The sequence below is a fragment of the Helicobacter pylori genome (assembly GCF_002832345.1).
Classification (GTDB): Bacteria; Campylobacterota; Campylobacteria; order Campylobacterales; family Helicobacteraceae; genus Helicobacter; species Helicobacter pylori_CP.
Map to the genome: position 1 here is coordinate 18,383 of NZ_PHLZ01000004.1, position 15,776 is coordinate 34,158.

Sequence of the window (15,776 nt, forward strand, 5' to 3'; positions counted from 1 at the left end):
ATATGTTACAATGCTTAAGCATTCTAACATAAGGAAAATAATCATTAACGATGTTCAGCGGTCTAATCCATCAAATAGCTAAAGTGAAAAGTTTCCACAACAATATTTTAAGCGTAGAGAGCGATCTCAATCCCAAGCTTGGTGATAGCGTTGCGATTAATGGGGCATGTTTGACCGCCATAGAAAGTTCAAAAACGCATTTTAGCGTGGAATTGAGCCAAAAAACCCAAAACAGCGTAGCGTTAGAAAATTACAAGGATTTAGTCCATATTGAGCCAGCTCTAAAAGCTGATGCGAGTTTGGATGGGCATTTTGTGCAAGGGCATATTGACGCTATCGGGGTCATTGAAAAAATCATTCACAACTCTAATCAAGTGGATTTTTTCATCAGCACTTCTAAAGAAACGCTTTTGTTGTGCGTTGAGCAAGGCTCTATCGCCATTGATGGGGTGAGTTTGACTTTAAGCAAGGTAGAAGAAAAGGGGTTTTGGCTAACGATTATCCCTTACACTTTAGAGAATACCCTTTTTAAGACTTATCCACTCAAACGGCGCGTGAATATTGAAACGGACATGTTAGTCCGCAGCGTTGCGTCTATTTTGAAAAAAACAAAAGGGTTTGAAAAAAATTTCTCTTGGAATGACGCCGATTCTTTGACTTTAGGGTATTAGATGAATAAAACCATAAAAGCCGCCGCTCTAGCCTATAACATGGGGCAAGATCATGCCCCAAAAGTGATCGCAAGTGGGGTGGGCGAAGTGGCTAAAAGGATCATTCAAAAAGCTAAGGAATACGATATAGCACTCTTTTCTAACCCCATGCTGGTGGATTCGCTTTTGAAGGTGGAATTAGACTGCGCGATACCTGAAGAATTGTATGAAAGCGTGGTGCAAGTGTTTTTATGGCTCAATAGCGTGGAAAATAACGCGCAAATGTCCCAGTGAGCAAAATACAAAGTTAAAACGATGGTAGTAGAATTAAAAAACATTGAAAAGATTTATGAAAACGGGTTTCATGCTTTAAAAGGCGTGAATTTGGAATTGAAAAAAGGCGATATTTTAGGCGTGATAGGCTATTCAGGGGCGGGGAAATCCACGCTCATCCGCCTGATTAATTGTTTAGAGCGCCCCAGTTCTGGCGAAGTGTTAGTCAATGGGGTCAATCTGTTAAACTTAAAGCCTAAAGAATTGCAAAAAGCGCGCCAAAAAATAGGCATGATTTTCCAGCATTTCAATTTATTGAGCGCTAAAAATGTGTTTGAAAATGTCGCTTTCGCTCTAGAAATCGCCCGATGGGAAAAAACTAAGATTAAATCAAGGGTGCATGAATTATTGGAATTAGTGGGGCTAGAAGATAAAATGCATTTTTATCCTAAACAGCTCAGCGGTGGACAAAAACAAAGAGTGGCGATCGCTAGGAGTTTAGCGAATTGCCCTGATTTGTTGCTTTGCGATGAAGCCACATCCGCGCTGGATTCTAAAACCACGCATTCTATTTTAACGCTTTTGAGCGGCATTCAAAAAAAGCTTGACTTGAGCATCGTTTTCATCACGCATGAGATTGAAGTGGTTAAGGAATTGTGCAATCAAATGTGCGTGATCAGCAGTGGCGAAATTGTGGAAAGAGGCTCAGTAGAAGAAATTTTTGCCAACCCTAAACATGCCGTTACTAAAGAATTGCTTGGCATCAAAAACGAGCATGGGGATCAAAAATGCCAAGACATTTATCGCATCGTGTTTTTAGGGGAGCATTTAGACGAACCGATCATTTCTAATTTGATCAGGCGTTTTAAAATAGACGTGAGTATCATTTCAGGCAACATTGAAGAGCTTACGACTAAAGATATAGGGTATTTAGTGGTGCGGTTTTTAGGCAGTGTTGCAGAGATTCAAAGGGCTTTAGAGTATTTAAACGCTTTAGGCTTACAAGTGGAAAAATTAAAGGATTAAAATGATTTCTCAAATGCTCATTCAAGCCACGCTAGAAACGCTTTATATGGTGTTTGTGGCGAGCTTTTTGGCGGTTGTTTTTGGCTTGCCTTTGGGGGTTTTATTGTTAGTGAGTAAAAAAGGGCATTTGTTAAACAAGCCCCTTTTGCATAAAATTTTAGACACTTCTATCAACATGACTCGCTCTTTCCCTTTTATCATTCTCATTATTTTGCTCTTGCCTTTATCGCGCTTTTTGATTGGCACAAGCATTGGCTCTAGCGCAAGCATTATCCCGTTAGCCATTTCAGCCATCCCTTTTGTCGCAAAGCTTTTTGAAAATTCTCTAATGGAAGTAGAGCATGGCAAGATTGAAACCACTTTAAGTTTGGGAGCGTCTCATTTGGAAGTCATTAAAATGATGCTTTTAGAGAGCCTGCCTTCTTTAGTGAACAATATCACCATCACCTTAATTTCTTTAATAGGCTATTCGGCTATGGCGGGAGCGTTAGGGGCTGGGGGATTGGGGGATTTAGCCATTAGGATTGGCTATCAAAGTTATAGGGGCGATGTGCTTTTTTATGCGGTGGTTGTGATTATTGTTTTAGTGCAAATCATTCAAAGCGCGGGGGATTATGTGGTGAAACGCCTAAGAAAGCATAAGTATTAGGGATTTGGCTCTCATCAAATACGAATATTCAAAGCCAACTTTAATACGCTTTTTAAAGGGGATTTTTACGCTTTGTTTATGGTAAAACCCCACTTTCTAAAGAACGCTTTTAAAAGGTTATCATTCAAACTGAATTAGAGCTTTTTACGATGAATATTCCATTAAATTCTCATGCCAAAATGGGCTTTATTTTGCACCATTGATAAATTTATCCATCTGTTTTTCTAAGTCTATGATTTGCGTTATCGCTCCTTCTAAAATTTCAAAATTTTTAGCGTTTTTTGGGGTAATGCATGCGAGCTTGTTGGAAGCTTTTTCTAACGATTGGATGTCTTTAAGCAAGGTTTTTAAAACTTCTACGCTTTTAAAATCCTTTTCAAAATAATCATCAAATTGCCGTTCTGTTTGAGACAAGTTCTCTAAAAAAGCGCTTTGGAGGCGTATTTGGGTGCGATCATGCCCGGTTTCTATGCAGGTTTTATAAGCTTGATGGATCGCAGTCAAAACTTCTTGGGCTTTCAAAAAAGCCTTTGAAAGCTCAACGATGATTTCATAATGTTCGCCTTCCGCTCTTAAAAATCCTAAAAAGAGCGAAATGAGTAATAATTTTTTTAGCACTTTATCCCTTTACCATTGATAAGAAAAGCTCACCCCATAGCGGCTACTGCCCTTAAAATCGCTAGAGATTTCAGGATAGAGCATCCATTGCTTGGGTTTGTAGCGTGAAGTGAATAAATAAGCAAACCCCCATGCGATAAGGCTACCGATCGTAACTTGCAAGATCGTGTGTTGTCCTGCCACCACTCTGCTAGCATCAGTGAGGATTGCAAGAGCGATCACAGGAAGAGCCGGCTTCCACCCATAGCGGTAATACACAAACCCAGCCGCGCTAAACACCCCCCCAGCATGCCCGCTTGGCATGCCTCTCCAAGAATTACAGCATGGGCGTTTAGCAAATCCCACTCTAGCCCCATCTTTATGGGCGTTGCTAAAAGCTCCTTTAAGGCCATAAATCACTCCTTGAGTAACCAATGTGCCGACCGCTAATTCCCCTAAACCTCTATAATCGCGCATCGCCAAACTGACCGTGCCGACAAAAATAGGCAAAAACCTAAGCACATCGCCAATCTCTTCTAAAATGTATGCCCCCTCATTGATCGGCTCACTCCTTAAAGGATACACCCATAAGAGCAGGATCAAAAAAAGATTTTTGAGCTTTTTCATTAAAACGCTCGCTTTTCTAAGGCGCAAACTTGCTTGTTCAAATAAGCATAGCCCATTAAATAGCATGCGATAAAGACTAAGCCAATGACAATGAGCGCATGAGCGTTTAAGCGAAAAAAGACGCTGATTAAAATAAAAGGCAGGTTGCACAGAATAAGGATAAACGCGCATAAAGGGTTAGGGTAATTGAAAGAGCGTTGTTGCAAGAATTTAAATAAAAGGGTGTGCAAATGCAAATTGTCTGGCATGGTGGCTTTCTGGCGTTTTATTTTGCGTCTAAGGATACTAAAAAGCACCTCTATGACCGGATAAAGCATTAAATTGAGTCCAAAAAACACGCTGATTTTTTGCTCTAAACTCAAATGTAAAAGGGAAATCCCGCACACCAAACCCAAAAAATACGCCCCCCCATCGCCTAAAAAAATCTTTCCTAAAGGGAAATTTAATACCATAAACCCAAGCACCATGTAAGCTAATAGGCACGCCAAACTGCTAGGCTCTATATAATGAATGACTAAAAGAGTAATCGCACAAATCCCTGATGCAAGCCCGTTAAACCCGTCAATGATATTGACAGCGTTACTGATGCCTACTAGCATAAAAATTGCAAATAAAAAAGCTATAGGATAAGCTAAACTAAAAAGGGGCGAAAAATCGCTCACCACTAAAGGCGTTGATGAGATGATGCAAACAACCCCTACGGCTTGTAAAATAAGGCGTATTTTGGGGCTTAATGAAAGGTTAATGTCTTCTAAAAAACCGCTTAAAAATACCAATAACAAACCCAAAAAAACAAAAAACCCCTTAAAAGGCACTTCAAAAGGCTCAAAAAGATAAGCTAACACAAAAGAAAGAAAGATCCCAAGCCCCCCAGCTCGTGGGGTTCTTGCATGATGAAAGCCTTGTATTTTATTAGCGTTATCCACAAAGAGCATGGATTTTTTAGACCACAAAATAATCAAAGAGCAAATAAATAAACTGGTTAAAAAATATAGCACCCACAACACTTTTTATTGGATTTAATTGGCATTTTGTTTTGGGTATTATAGCAAAAGATAGCTTGATGATAAAATCTTATAGGTGTAAGAGGCGGGTTTTATGTTACAATTCCAAAAATCATTATTATAAAATAAAGGATAGTCATGCGTTTTGGATTGAATATTGATCACATTGTGACTTTAAGAGAGATAAGAAAGACTTATGAGCCTGAGATTTTAGAAGCCCTATTCATCGCTAAAAACACCCATAAAGTGGATTTAATCACCATCCATTTGAGGGAAGACAAACGACACATTCAAAATGAAGATGTTTTGAGGTTGCTTGAAATAAGCCCTTTGCCTATCAACATTGAATGCTCTATTAATGCTGAAATCACTGATTTTTTATGCTCTTTGAAAAATAAGCCCAGTAAGGTTACGATCGTGCCTGAAAACAGAAATGAGGTTACGACAGAGGGGGGATTGGATTGCTCATTAAAGGGTTTAGGAGAGGTGATTAGAGCGTATCACAATAAAGGCATTGAAGTGTCTTTGTTTATTGATCCTTTAAAAGACGCCCTGCATTTTGCAAAGGAGCATCAAGTCAAGCAAGTGGAGTTCCACACTGGGGTGTATGCGAATTTGCACAACGCTCTATATTCTAACGCTAACAACCAAATCCATGCCATTAGCGCACTCAAAGACAAAAGCCCTAAAGAGCTGAAAGAAGAATTGCACAACGCTTTTTTGCAATTAAGACGAATGAGTAAAGAAGCGTTTTTTATGGGCATCACGGCGTGCGCGGGGCATGGGTTGAATTATTCTAACGTGAAAGAATTGTTAAAAATCCCCTCTTTAAGAGAGCTTAATATCGGTCATAGCGTGGTTTCAAAAGCGGTTTTTGTGGGCTTGGAAAAAGCGATTTTAGAAATGGCACAACTCATCAAGCGATAAAATGGCTAAAAAGAAAATTGCGATCAGTTGCGGGGATATTCAAGGCGTAGGCTTAGAATTGATTTTAAAAAGCCATAAGGAAGTGAGTGCATTTTGTGAGCCGTTGTATCTCATTGATAGCGAACTTTTAGAGCGGGCCAACCAATTGCTTCATAACGCTTATGAAGCTAAAACGCTTAACACACTCGCTATTGATGCCCCCTTACCCTTATTAAACTCTAGCACGATAGGCAAAGTCAGCGCTCAAAGCGGGGCGTATAGTTTTGAGAGTTTTAAAAAGGCTTGCGAGTTAGCGGATAGTAAAGAAGTGGATGGCATTTGCACTTTGCCTATCAACAAGCTCGCATGGCAACAAGCTCAAATCCCTTTTGTGGGGCATACCGATTTTTTAAAGCAACGCTATAAAGATCATCAAATTATTATGATGCTTGGGTGTTCAAAACTCTTTGTGGGGCTGTTTAGCGACCATGTGCCTTTAGGGGCGGTTTCTCAACTCATTCAAGTGGGAGCGTTGGTCCGGTTTTTACTAGCGTTTCAAAAAAGCACTCAAGCTAAAATCGTTCAAGTGTGTGGTTTTAACCCCCATGCGGGTGAAGAGGGCTTGTTTGGGGAAGAAGATGAAAAGATTTTAAAGGCCATTCAAAAGAGCAACCAAACGCTGGGCTTTGAATGTTTTTTAGGACCACTGCCTGCTGATAGCGCTTTTGCCCCCAATAAGCGCAAAATAACCCCTTTTTATGTGAGCATGAGCCATGATGTGGGGCTAGCCCCTTTAAAAGCGCTCTATTTTGATGAAAGCATTAATGTGAGTTTGAACGCTCCCATTTTACGCGCTTCCACTGACCACGGCACGGCGTTTGACATTGCTTATCAAAACAAAGCGAACAACAAAAGCTATTTGAACGCGATCAAATACTTAGCTTAAAGGCTTTTTCTAAAAAAGGGGCTTATTTCATTCAAGGCTTTAATTTTAGATTTCATCTCTTTATTCTTCATGCTCAATGTTTAATTCTAGCTTTCTATTCATTGGTATTTTTGTAAATCCACTTTTTAGTTTTGGTTTAAAGGCTTTAGAGTGTTGCTAACAAGGTATAATTCAAGCAAAAACACCACCCAAAGATAAAGATAATGATTTTAAGCATTGAAAGTTCTTGCGATGACAGCTCTTTAGCCCTTACAAGAATAGAGGACGCCAAACTCATCGCTCATTTTAAAATCTCTCAAGAAAAGCACCACAGCTCTTATGGGGGCGTTGTGCCTGAGCTTGCATCGCGCTTGCATGCTGAGAATTTGCCGCTTTTATTAGAACGCATTAAAATAAGCTTGAATAAGGATTTTTCCAAAATTAAAGCCATCGCTATCACTAATCAGCCAGGTTTGAGCGTTACCTTAATAGAAGGTTTGATGATGGCAAAAGCCTTGAGCCTGTCTTTGAATTTGCCCTTGATTTTGGAAGATCATTTGAGAGGGCATGTGTATTCGCTCTTTATCAATGAAAAACAAACCTGCATGCCTTTAAGCGTGCTGTTAGTCTCTGGGGGGCATTCTTTGATTTTAGAGGCTAGAGATTATGAGAATATTAAAATCGTTGCCACGAGTTTAGACGATAGCTTTGGGGAGAGTTTTGATAAGGTTTCTAAAATGCTTGATTTAGGCTATCCAGGAGGCCCCATAGTGGAAAAATTAGCCCTTGATTACGCGCATCCAAACGAGCCTTTAATGTTCCCTATCCCTTTAAAAAACAGCCCGAATCTGGCTTTTAGTTTTTCAGGTTTAAAAAATGCGGTGCGTTTGGAGATTGAAAAAAACGCCCATAATTTGAATGAAGCGATCAAACAAAAGATTGCCTATCATTTTCAAAGCGCGGCTATTGAGCATTTAATCCAGCAGACTAAACGCTATTTTAAAATCAAACGCCCTAAAATTTTTGGCATTGTGGGGGGAGCGAGCCAAAATTTGACTTTAAGAAAGGCGTTTGAAAATTTGTGCGCTGAGTTTGATTGCAAGCTTGTTTTAGCCCCTTTAGAATTTTGCAGCGACAATGCCGCCATGATAGGGCGATCCAGCCTAGAAGCCTATCAAAAAAAGCGCTTTGTCCCTTTAGAAAAGGCCAACATTTCGCCAAGAACGCTGTTAAAAAGTTTTGAGTGAATGGGTGCGAAAAGAAAGCACATGATCAAACGCCCTAAAATTTATCAATAGCGTCAAGTATCGGTTATTTTGAGGCAAGAGCTTAAAAAAGAGGGTGTTAAAAAAGCGCGTTTTAGTCAAATTTAATCTTATTTTGGTTATAATTCTAGGTTGTTAAGTTTTAGTTTAAAGGGAAAAAATGCTCCGCTCTCTCTATAGCGCCACTTCAGGGATGCTCGCCCAACAGACGCATATTGACACCACTTCAAACAATATCGCCAATGTCAATACCACCGGATTTAAAAAATCTCGTGCGGATTTTAACGACTTGTTTTACCAAGCGATGCAATATGCTGGCACCAACACAAGCAACACGACTTTATCGCCAGATGGCATGGAAGTGGGCTTAGGCGTGCGCCCTAGCGCGATCACTAAAATGTTTTCGCAAGGCAGCCCTAAAGAAACGGAAAACAATTTAGATGTCGCCATTACGGGTAAAGGCTTTTTTCAAGTCCAGCTTCCTGATGGCACTACCGCTTACACAAGGAGCGGGAATTTCAAGCTAGACGAGCAGGGCAATCTTGTAACAAGCGAGGGCTATCTCCTCATCCCTCAAATCACTTTGCCCGAAGACACCACGCAAGTAAACATCGGTGTGGATGGCACGGTGAGCGTGACTCAAGGCTTGCAAACGACTTCTAATGTGATCGGGCAAATCACTTTGGCTAATTTTGTCAACCCGGCGGGGCTTCATTCTATGGGGGATAATTTGTTCTCCATCACCAACGCTAGCGGCGATGCGATTGTGGGCAATCCGGATTCTCAAGGATTAGGCAAGTTAAGGCAAGGCTTTTTGGAGCTTAGTAACGTGAGATTGGTAGAAGAAATGACGGATCTAATCACCGCTCAAAGGGCCTATGAAGCCAATTCTAAAAGCATTCAAACCGCTGATGCCATGCTCCAAACCGTCAATTCTCTCAAACGCTAATTGGAGCGGTTGCTACCATTCTTTAATTTTTGTGGCTAGGGTTTTTAAGGTTTTCAACACCGCTTTTTGGGTTGTTGCTTGAATGGTGTTTCTCTTTCATGAAAAAAACAGCCAAAACAACTAGACCAATGAGAATACAAAAAACAATAACCAGATACCATGTTTTATTGGTTTCATCCGCTTCTTGTTCTGCTTTTAATTTTAGGCGTAAGGTGGCAACCAAAACGCATGCAAGCACGGTTACCCTATAAGCCGGCCCAGCAAGATTGATGCTCACTAACGCGCCTGTAATGACCCAACCAATAGGGCCAGCTAAAATACCCAAAGTTTTTTTAAGCGCTACTTTACCCACCACAGACGATAAACCATGCCCTAGAGTTTTTTTCACCATTACATCTGCAACAGCTATAGCCAACGCATAAGAATGAGAGCCACCGGCTTTAAACAGCGTTAAAACAGATGCGATTAGGACTTGTTTGTTCTCACCAATCACTTTATCAATATTTGTCATGCCCAATTCATTGCAAAGTTCTTTAATCTCTCTCTCACTCATTTTTTCTAAACTATCTTTCAAAAGCTTAGAAAAAATGTTTTGCTCAATCAAAGAGGTTGGAGATTTTTCATTGTAATTAACCTTTAAATGATCGCACGCATCGCACAAAATCTCTTTGTATAAGACCCCTTCATCTCTAAAAAATTCATGAAACTATTGCCCCCATAATGCTGTAACTCTTCAGCGATCCTTGTGGGGTATTTGGCGTAATCGCTACCATACCTTTTGTATTCTGTTGAACTTGTCAATTATTCATTCATTCTTAGTGTGCCATCTTCATCATAAGCAAGCACCTCAAACAAATCTTTCAGATCGCTAGAGCTTAATCGCTTTAAAAATGCCAAATCGCTATTTGTATGCCATATTATTCCTTTAATTTTACTTCTACCGCTCACTCAAATCCCACCAACCCCCTTTTTTAGTGAAGTGATTAGTGATTAGTGATTAGTGATTAGTGATTAGTGATTAGTGATTAGTGATTAGTGATTAGTGATTAGTGATTAGTGATTAGTGATTAGTGATTAGTGATTAGTGATTAGTGATTAGTGATTATAGCATCATTTTTTAAAATCATGTTTAATGCCCTAAAAGACTTAAACACACCCGCTAACTGCGCATGGATATTGCGCTACAAATGCTAATGAGTTTTATTGATTTTACAACCAAAGAATGATGATAATAATTAAAATGTTTTGATACGCTTATCATTTTGGATAGGAATGCCTAATTCTAGCGTTAGCGATGGCGATTTCACTCGTTATATCAATAAAGCGAATGTTAATAATGTAAAACAAATCTGATTTGAAAGTAGGAGACTTATTGATTTCTTTAGGTAGGGCTAATTTAACGAACTGCTGTTTTGATTTTTGACACAAGGAAACCCCCCTCCTTTAACCCTCTAACCCTTACTTTTTATTGTTTTTATGTTCGTGGTTAGCGTTGCATTGATTAGCTTGGTTTTGGCTATTTTTTTGACAGCCTTCGTTGTTTTGATTTTTAGCATCACCTTTTTGATTGTGGTTTTGATTACTGCAACTGTTACTCATTTTGTCTCCCTTAAATTAAAATAAAAACCAAATGCATTTTCGCATCTAGGTTTCCATTCTATACCTTTTTTCCTAAAAAAAGCTTAAATGGATTCTATTTGCAATGACTTCTTATCTTCATTGGCTTGCTGTGTTTTTAGGCGTAAAGTGGCGACCACAATGCATGCCGGTATGGTTACCCTATAAGCCGGCCCTGCAATATCAATCGCTGTCCATACGCCTGTAATGATCCAGCCAACAGGACCTGTTAAAAAGCTCAGAGTTCTTGTAAGCACCTGATTGCCCGCAAGCGATAAACCACGCCCTAGAATGGTTTTTGCGACCGCATTCGCAACAATGACCGCTAATTGATAAGATTTAAAGCCTCCCATTTTAAACAGCGTTAAAGTCGCCGCGCTTAAGGCTTGTCTGTTCAAATTGTCGGTGTTTTTTATGGACAATTCATCGCACATTTCTTTCACTTCTTCATCATCCATTTCTTCCAAACTTCTTTCTAAGATTTTAGAAAGCATGTTTTGTTCAATCAAAGTCGTTTCAGTTTTCTTGTTGTAATTGACCTTTAATTTATCGCACACATCGCATAAAATCTCTTTGTATAAGACTCCTTCGCCTTTAATGAAACTCGCAAAACTATTGCTCCCATAGTATTGCAACTCTTCAGCGATTCTTTCTGCGTATTTAGCGTAATCATCGCCATGCCTTTTGTATTCTATGGAGCTGGTCAGTTTTTCATTGTGTCTTTTTTCGCCGTCTTTACCAAAAACAAGCACCTCAAACAGATCCAATAAATCACTAGATTCCAATTGCTTTAAAAATTCCAAGTCCCTATCATATTTGTATGCCATATTATTCCTTTATATTGTTTTATCACTTATTAAAAACAAACGACTTTTCGCACTCCATCGCTGTTTTTCTAAAGTGGTTACTGATTTTAATATCATTTGTCTAAAATTATACTTAATATTCTAAAAAGGCTCAAACTCAAAAGCCCAACGCTCTTAAGCTCTATAGATTTCATGCTTTAAAACACCAATTCTTTGGTTATTGCCTGAATAATGTTTTTTTTATAAAAAACAACTAATAAAATAATGGCTAAAAAGAAAATAAAGCGGTTATAGCATTATTTTTTAAATTTAAGCATAAAACGCCCTCAATTCAAGGGTTTTTGAGCGAGCTTTTTACTCAAAGAATCCAAGATAGCGTTTAAAAATTTAGGGGTGTTAGGCTCAGCGTAGAGTTTGCCAAGCTCTATGCATTCGTTGATGATGATAGGGTTTTGCGTGGGCGTGAAGCCAATTTCATACGCTCCTAAGCGTAAAATCGCCTTTTCCATGCTCCCTAATCGCTTGAAATCCCAGTCTTTTAAATGCGGTTCGATGAGGGCGTCAATCTCATTAATTTTTTCTAACACGCCATTAAAAAGGCTTAAAGCGAAAGCCAACTGGTTGTTTTTAATCTTTTTTTCTTCTAACATGCTGGAAGCGATTTTTTTAATTTCTTCATTACCGCTTTCAAACGCATACAACAATTCAACCACAGCCCCCCTGGCTTGAGTTCGTGTCGCCATTTTAACCCTTGAGAGTTTGGCACAAGCTCAACAATTCAATGAGAGTGCTCATCGCTTCAAAGCCCTTATTGCCGGCTTTACTGCCCGCTCTTTCAATCGCTTGTTCAATATTGTCTGTGGTCAGCACGCCAAAGCTTACCGGCATGCTGTATTTGAGCATCGCATGGGCAATGCCCTTAGTCGCTTCCGCGCTCACGTAGTCAAAATGCGGAGTCCCCCCTCTAATGATCGCTCCTAAAACGCACACGCCATCGTATTTTCCGCTCTCTAACAATTTGTCTAAAATCAAAGGCAATTCATAAGCCCCAGGCACTAGCACGAGATCTAAAAGCTCCTTATCGCCCCCATGCCTTTTGAAGCAATCCATCGCCCCTTCTTGTAATCTGTCTGTGATGATATGGTTGAAGCGCGAGGTTAAAATAGCGATTTTTTCATTCCCTTGTAATTGCAATTTCCCTTCTATGATTTGCATGAAATTCCTTTAAAATAAATTTTGGATTTTTAACATGTCAGCTACTAAATGTTCTAGATCGCCAGGTTTTAGCATGTTCGCCCCATCGCTTAGGGCGTTTTTAGGATCAATGTGCGTTTCAGCGAACAACCCATCAATCCCCACCGCCGCCGCCGCTCTGGCTAAAATAGGGGCAAAAGAGCTGTCTCCTGAACTTTTCCCGTTCGCTCCCCCTGGCATTTGCACGCTATGGGTAGCGTCAAAAATCACCGGGGCAAACTCTCGCATGATTTTTAAAGAGCGCATATCCACCACTAAATTCCCATACCCAAAGCTGCTCCCCCTTTCACACAACCACACGCCATTTTTTAACGCCGTTTCATAAGTGGGGCTTTGAATGCTTTTATCCCTCGTTTTAAGGGCTTTTAAGACAGAATATTGCATGTCTTTTGGGTTCATGAATTGCCCTTTTTTGATATTGACAATAGCGTTAGTTTGGCTCACTTCTACAATCAGATCCGTTTGGCGGCACAAAAACGCCGGGATTTGTAAAATATCCGCTACTTTGGCCGCTGCACTTGCTTGATAGCTCTCATGCACATCGGTTAAAATTTTATAACCAAATTCCTCTTTGATAATTTGTAACATTTCTAAGCCTTTTTCCAAACCAGGCCCTCTGTAACTCTCCAAACTCGTGCGGTTAGCCTTATCAAAACTCGCTTTAAAATAAAAATCCAATCGCTCGTTGTTGGCTAGGGGTTGTAATTTAGTAGCGATACTTCTTAGATTTTCCAAGCTCTCAATGACGCATGGCCCGGCGATTAAAACGGATTTGGGGGTTTTTGTTTTAGAAGTTTTCATAACTTATCCTTTGTTTAATGGTTTCTTCAATCGGCTCAAAAAAATGGCTTTCAAAATTATAATTATAAATCCTGCCTGTTTCTATGATGTAGTGCCAACCAAAAATTTTCAATTCGTTATCCACCACCCTTTCTTGAATGAAATCATAGCTTAAGAGGTTGTTGAGTTGCAAGCGCGCATTTAAACGCTCTGTAAGCCATGAACGCTTGGCGAAATGGTTGCTGAATTGCGGGTGGTTTTTTAATTCTTCTTTAATAGGCTCTAAAAATTGTATCCAATCTGCAATGTAAGGGGTTTTAGCTTTGGTGGTTTCATCATTAATTAGATGAATGCTCCCGCAAGCCCCACAATCGCTATGCCCACAAATAATTAAATTGTGAACGCCCACATGCATAATAGCGTATTCAATGCTCGCCATAGTAGAAAGGGATTCTTTATGGCTTGTTTTAGGGGGGATCACATTGCCCATGTTGCAGATCACATACAATTCGCCCGGTTTAGTGCCTGTGATTAAATAAGGCACGACTCGTGAATCCACGCAAGAAATGAACAAAGTGTGGGGCTTTTGCTTGGTTTTTAAGCTCTCATAAAGCTCTTTAAGCTCTTCGTATTCATTCTCTTGAAACTCTAACGCTCCTAAAAACGCTTTCACTCTTTAACCCTTAAATCTCATTTGATTAAAATTCGTTTTGTTTTTAAAACGCTTATCATAGCTAAAAATCTTGCATTTCTTTTTGTTATAATGGCGTTATTTTACACTTTAAAGGGCTTTCATGCAATTATGTGTCGCATTGGATTTAGAAAAAAAAGAGGACAATCTTTCTTTATTGCAAGAATTAAAGGGCTTAGATTTGTGGGCTAAGGTGGGGCTTAGATCGTTTATAAGAGATGGGGCTGTTTTTTTAGATGAAATCAGAAAAATTGATGGGAATTTTAAGATTTTTTTGGATTTGAAGCTCTATGATATTCCTTATACGATGGCAAATGCCGCGCTAGAATGCGCGAAATTAGAAATTGATATGCTCACCGTGCATTTAAGCAGCGCTAAAAGCGCACTAACCATTTTAATGCAACGCCTGAACGCTCTTAAAAAACGCCCCTTAATCATGGGCGTGAGCGCTTTAACCAGCTTTAGCGAAGAGGAATTTTTAAGCGTGTATAACGCTCCTTTAAAAATGCAAGCGATCACATTAAGCGCTATGGGTAAAGAGAGCGGGATTGATGGGGTGGTGTGTTCGGTGTTTGAAAGTTTGGCGATTAAAGAGGCTTTGGGTAAAAACTTTTTGACTTTAACCCCTGGCATAAGGCTGAATAAAAATGATAAAGAAGATCAAGAAAGGGTGGCGAACGCTAAAGAGGCTAAACAAAATTTAAGCGATTTTATCGTGGTGGGCCGCCCCATTTATCAGGCTAAAGAGCCTAGAGAAGTGGTTTTAGAGCTTTTAAAGGATTGTTAAATGCGCGTGTTAGAAACGATTGCTACTTTAAGAGAATATCGTAAAAGTTTGGAAGAAAGCGTGGGGTTTGTGCCGACTATGGGGGCTTTACACAAAGGGCATCAAAGCCTGATAGAAAGGAGTTTGAAAGAAAATCCCCACACGATTGTAAGCGTTTTTGTCAACCCCACGCAATTTGGGGCTAATGAAGATTTTAGCGCTTACCCGCGCCCTTTAGAAAAGGATTTGGCTTTGTGTGAAGGACTGGGCGTTAATGCGGTGTTTTTGCCTAAAATTGGCGAAATGTATCCCTATGAAGCAAAGCAACGCCTAAAACTCTACGTCCCTACATTTTTATCCCATTCTTTAGAGGGAGCCATGCGTCATGGGCATTTTGATGGGGTGGTTCAGGTCGTGTTAAGATTGTTCCATCTTATCAATCCCACTAGAGCGTATTTTGGCAAAAAGGACGCCCAACAGCTTTTAATCATCCAGCATTTAGTCAAAGATTTGCTTTTAGACATTGAAATAGCGCCATGCGAGATCGTGCGCGATAGCGATCATTTGGCTTTAAGCTCTAGGAATGTGTATTTGAGTGCGGTAGAAAGAAAACAAGCCCTAGCCATTCCAAAAGCTTTAGAAAAAATCCAGCAGGCCATAGATAGGGGCGAAAAAGCGTGCGAAAAACTGAAAAAACTAGGGCTTGAAATTTTAGAAAATTTAGAAGTGGATTATTTGGAATGTTGCAACCACAAGCTAGAGCCTTTAAAAACCATAGAGCCAACTAACACGCTCATTTTGGTGGCGGCTCGTGTGGGTAAAACCAGGCTTTTAGATAATTTGTGGGTGTAGTTTGAAATCTTTGTGGCGACCCTTGAAAGATTTGAACTTCCGTTTCCACCGTGAAAGGGTGGTATCCTTGGCCACTAGATGAAAGGGTCATTTTTAACGATTGACTATTATTTGAAAATAAAGCGTAGAAAATGATTTA

General features: G+C 39.8%; 20 protein-coding genes, 1 tRNA gene and 1 pseudogene. 10 read left to right on the plus strand and 12 right to left on the minus strand.

Translation table 11 applies throughout. The annotated features are described in order from the left end of the window. Positions 1-50: 50 nt before the first annotated feature. Genes ribE through metI form a run of 4 tightly spaced genes read left to right on the plus strand, consistent with a single transcriptional unit; the run spans position 51 to position 2,598 of the window. A complete protein-coding gene (gene ribE, locus CXY28_RS01870; protein WP_100979285.1) occupies positions 51-671 on the plus strand; it encodes a riboflavin synthase in 621 nt (206 codons plus the stop codon). Beyond that, positions 672-944, plus strand: a complete 273-nt coding sequence (locus CXY28_RS01875) for a FlhB-like flagellar biosynthesis protein (RefSeq protein ID WP_001044048.1) — start codon at positions 672-674, stop codon at positions 942-944. Positions 945-965: 21 nt separating this feature from the next. Further along, positions 966-1,949 carry a methionine ABC transporter ATP-binding protein gene (locus CXY28_RS01880; RefSeq protein ID WP_100979286.1) on the plus strand — a complete coding sequence of 328 codons (984 nt, stop codon included), beginning with the start codon at positions 966-968 and terminating at the stop codon, positions 1,947-1,949. 1 nt (position 1,950) lies between these two features. Beyond that, positions 1,951-2,598 carry a methionine ABC transporter permease gene (gene metI / locus CXY28_RS01885; protein ID WP_000625450.1) on the plus strand — a complete coding sequence of 216 codons (648 nt, stop codon included), beginning with the start codon at positions 1,951-1,953 and terminating at the stop codon, positions 2,596-2,598. A gap of 186 nt (positions 2,599-2,784) precedes the next feature. Here the strand turns inward: metI and CXY28_RS01890 are convergent, their stop codons facing one another. The 3 genes from CXY28_RS01890 to wecA are packed head-to-tail and all read right to left on the minus strand — an operon-like array spanning position 2,785 to position 4,829. Next, positions 2,785-3,216, minus strand: coding sequence for a hypothetical protein (locus CXY28_RS01890; protein ID WP_100979287.1), 432 nt, complete (start codon positions 3,214-3,216; stop codon positions 2,785-2,787). A 9-nt stretch (positions 3,217-3,225) separates the two neighbouring features. Beyond that, positions 3,226-3,822 carry a lipid A 4'-phosphatase gene (gene lpxF, locus CXY28_RS01895; protein ID WP_128026781.1) on the minus strand — a complete coding sequence of 199 codons (597 nt, stop codon included), beginning with the start codon at positions 3,820-3,822 and terminating at the stop codon, positions 3,226-3,228. Further along, on the minus strand, positions 3,822-4,829 hold the full coding sequence (wecA, locus tag CXY28_RS01900; protein ID WP_100979289.1) for an undecaprenylphosphate N-acetylglucosaminyl transferase WecA: 1,008 nt from the start codon (positions 4,827-4,829) through the stop codon (positions 3,822-3,824). Before wecA ends, lpxF begins: the two co-directional genes overlap by 1 nt. A 135-nt stretch (positions 4,830-4,964) precedes the next feature. Here wecA and pdxJ point away from each other — a divergent pair, with 135 nt between their 5' ends. The 4 genes from pdxJ (at position 4,965) to flgG (ending at position 8,871) form a co-directional block, all read left to right on the plus strand. Next, a complete protein-coding gene (pdxJ, locus tag CXY28_RS01905; RefSeq protein ID WP_100979290.1) occupies positions 4,965-5,753 on the plus strand; it encodes a pyridoxine 5'-phosphate synthase in 789 nt (262 codons plus the stop codon). A gap of 1 nt (position 5,754) precedes the next feature. Continuing rightward, entirely contained in the window at positions 5,755-6,678 is a 924-nt protein-coding gene (pdxA, locus tag CXY28_RS01910) for a 4-hydroxythreonine-4-phosphate dehydrogenase (protein ID WP_100979291.1), read from the plus strand. 203 nt (positions 6,679-6,881) lie between these two features. Next, complete coding sequence (gene tsaD, locus CXY28_RS01915; RefSeq protein WP_100950288.1) at positions 6,882-7,904, plus strand: tRNA (adenosine(37)-N6)-threonylcarbamoyltransferase complex transferase subunit TsaD; 1,023 nt, start codon at positions 6,882-6,884, stop codon at positions 7,902-7,904. Positions 7,905-8,082: 178 nt separating this feature from the next. Beyond that, positions 8,083-8,871: a flagellar basal-body rod protein FlgG gene (gene flgG / locus CXY28_RS01920; RefSeq protein ID WP_000946437.1), complete on the plus strand. Its 789-nt coding sequence runs from the start codon at positions 8,083-8,085 to the stop codon at positions 8,869-8,871. Positions 8,872-8,893: 22 nt separating this feature from the next. Here the strand turns inward: flgG and CXY28_RS01925 are convergent. The 8 genes and pseudogenes from CXY28_RS01925 to CXY28_RS01955 form a co-directional block, all read right to left on the minus strand. Next, a pseudogene (locus tag CXY28_RS01925) lies at positions 8,894-9,768 on the minus strand (YaaW family protein). Between the two features lie 360 nt (positions 9,769-10,128). Further along, entirely contained in the window at positions 10,129-10,299 is a 171-nt protein-coding gene (locus CXY28_RS08650) for a hypothetical protein (protein WP_020948474.1), read from the minus strand. A 30-nt stretch (positions 10,300-10,329) separates the two neighbouring features. Next, on the minus strand, positions 10,330-10,470 hold the full coding sequence (locus CXY28_RS08655; RefSeq protein WP_050826376.1) for a hypothetical protein: 141 nt from the start codon (positions 10,468-10,470) through the stop codon (positions 10,330-10,332). An 83-nt stretch (positions 10,471-10,553) separates the two neighbouring features. Beyond that, on the minus strand, positions 10,554-11,315 hold the full coding sequence (locus CXY28_RS01935; RefSeq protein ID WP_000323693.1) for a YaaW family protein: 762 nt from the start codon (positions 11,313-11,315) through the stop codon (positions 10,554-10,556). 305 nt (positions 11,316-11,620) lie between these two features. After that, complete coding sequence (gene nusB, locus CXY28_RS01940; RefSeq protein ID WP_000235739.1) at positions 11,621-12,037, minus strand: transcription antitermination factor NusB; 417 nt, start codon at positions 12,035-12,037, stop codon at positions 11,621-11,623. Position 12,038: 1 nt separating this feature from the next. Further along, positions 12,039-12,509: a 6,7-dimethyl-8-ribityllumazine synthase gene (gene ribH, locus CXY28_RS01945; protein WP_100979292.1), complete on the minus strand. Its 471-nt coding sequence runs from the start codon at positions 12,507-12,509 to the stop codon at positions 12,039-12,041. A gap of 9 nt (positions 12,510-12,518) precedes the next feature. Continuing rightward, on the minus strand, positions 12,519-13,349 hold the full coding sequence (kdsA, locus tag CXY28_RS01950) for a 3-deoxy-8-phosphooctulonate synthase (protein WP_100977187.1): 831 nt from the start codon (positions 13,347-13,349) through the stop codon (positions 12,519-12,521). Further along, positions 13,336-14,001 (minus strand): carbonic anhydrase, encoded by a 666-nt coding sequence (locus CXY28_RS01955; RefSeq protein ID WP_100977186.1) that lies wholly within the window; start codon positions 13,999-14,001, stop codon positions 13,336-13,338. The genes kdsA and CXY28_RS01955 overlap by 14 nt, the downstream gene beginning before the upstream one ends. 121 nt (positions 14,002-14,122) lie before the next feature. On the opposite strand from CXY28_RS01955, the gene pyrF reads away from it, so the two are divergent. After that, on the plus strand, positions 14,123-14,806 hold the full coding sequence (pyrF, locus tag CXY28_RS01960) for an orotidine-5'-phosphate decarboxylase (RefSeq protein WP_100979293.1): 684 nt from the start codon (positions 14,123-14,125) through the stop codon (positions 14,804-14,806). After that, positions 14,807-15,637 (plus strand): pantoate--beta-alanine ligase, encoded by an 831-nt coding sequence (gene panC, locus CXY28_RS01965; RefSeq protein ID WP_100979294.1) that lies wholly within the window; start codon positions 14,807-14,809, stop codon positions 15,635-15,637. 13 nt (positions 15,638-15,650) lie between these two features. Here the strand turns inward: panC and CXY28_RS01970 are convergent. Further along, a tRNA-Glu gene (locus CXY28_RS01970) sits at positions 15,651-15,726 on the minus strand. Positions 15,727-15,776 lie beyond the last annotated feature (50 nt).